The sequence below is a fragment of the Actinoplanes utahensis genome (genome assembly GCF_016862455.1).
GTDB classification, from domain to species: domain Bacteria; phylum Actinomycetota; class Actinomycetes; order Mycobacteriales; family Micromonosporaceae; genus Actinoplanes; species Actinoplanes utahensis.
Window position 1 is genome coordinate 1 of record NZ_BOMZ01000146.1, and the last position, 1,322, is coordinate 1,322.

Here is a 1,322-nt window from a genome sequence, read left to right on the forward strand (position 1 = left end):
CAGGGCCCCGGCAAAGTCCTAAATGAGGCCGAGAAGTGCCAGCGGTCGGGTGCTGTCGCGGGCGTGGTGGCGGTTGGCGGCGGCGATGTTGGTGGTTCCGGCGGCGCGTAGTGCGGCGATGGCGGCGTCGCGGAGGGCGGCCATGACGTGGGGGCCTGTGCCGGTGCGGATCTGGCTGCGGTCTTCGTCGTAGGTGACGTCACGGACCCAGTGGATCTTGTTCTCGATGGCCCAGTGCCCGCGGATCCAGGCTGCCAGTTGGGCTGGTCTTGCCTGGTGAACCAGCAGGTCGGTGATGGCGTAGACGGTTTCGGTGGTGAAGCGTCGCGGTTGGTCGAGGCGGCGTCTGCGGCGCCGGATTTGCAGGGTCTGGGCTGCGTGCGGGAAGTCGATGCCGGCCGCGACGGTCAAGATCTTCAGGGTGCGGATCTCGCGTCGGCCGTGGCCTCGGTCGTCCTCCCGGGTGGCTTGTGGGACCTGTCGCCAGGGCAGGCGGGAGAGTTGTTTGTGCAGGTGGGGTTGGTTGCCTTTGACGGTCAGGATCCAGTGGGCGCCGCGTTCGGCGAGGTAGTCGACGTGGTCGCGCTGGCAGTGCAAGGCGTCGGCGGTGATCACCGCGTCACGGAGGTCGCCGATCTGGTCGAGCAACGGCGCGAAGCGGGTGATCTCATTGGTCTTGCCGTCGACATCGGTGCTGGCCAGAACTGTTCCGGCGGTCTGATCGCAGGCGGCCAGGACGTGCCGGGCGGCCTGGTCGCCGGTGCGGGATCCCCGCAGTGTCTTGCCGTCGACCGCGATGGCTCGCCGATCCACCGTTGCCGTCTTGCCGGCGAGCCAGACAGCGATTGCCGTGGTCAGCAGTTCGGCGTCGAGTGCTTGCAGGAGTCGGCGGATCATCGCTTCGGACGGGCGCCGGTCAGGAGCGATGCCCAAGGCGCGAGCGGTCGTGGCCGGGACGTCGGCGACCCATTCGGCTATCGCGGTGTAGGAGCGGCTGCCGGCGATCACCGCACAGACTGCTGCGATCACCACCACCGGCAGCCGGTGCCGGACCCCGCGACGAGCCCGTGGATCCGGTAGATCGGCAAGCGCTGCTGCCAGCCCATCAGCGGTTTCGGGCACGGTCAGAGCCGGTGCGCAGGACAAAGAGGAGATCAGCGATGATGGCAGTGCGGGCATGACTCACTTCGGATCGATCATCGTGGCGTAGGAACCTTGATGATCTTCTGAACCGGTCATGCCCGTCTTGCTGCGCCCAACAGCGGCGCTTCTACTCCAGTCCACTCAAGTCGGGCATCGCCGCGACTTTGCCGGGGCCCTGA

1 protein-coding gene is annotated in these 1,322 nt (G+C 67.5%); it reads right to left on the minus strand.

Annotated features, from left to right (window positions below; all coding sequences use genetic code 11):
* Positions 1-18 precede the first annotated feature (18 nt).
* Complete coding sequence (locus Aut01nite_RS43045; RefSeq protein WP_239124645.1) at positions 19-1,179, minus strand: ISAs1 family transposase; 1,161 nt, start codon at positions 1,177-1,179, stop codon at positions 19-21.
* Positions 1,180-1,322 lie beyond the last annotated feature (143 nt).

Excerpts from the sequence above, each read along its gene's own strand:
- Aut01nite_RS43045 (WP_239124645.1), bottom strand. The coding sequence starts at position 1,179 with ATGCCCGCACTGCCATCATCGCTGATCTCCTCTTTGTCCTGCGCACCG.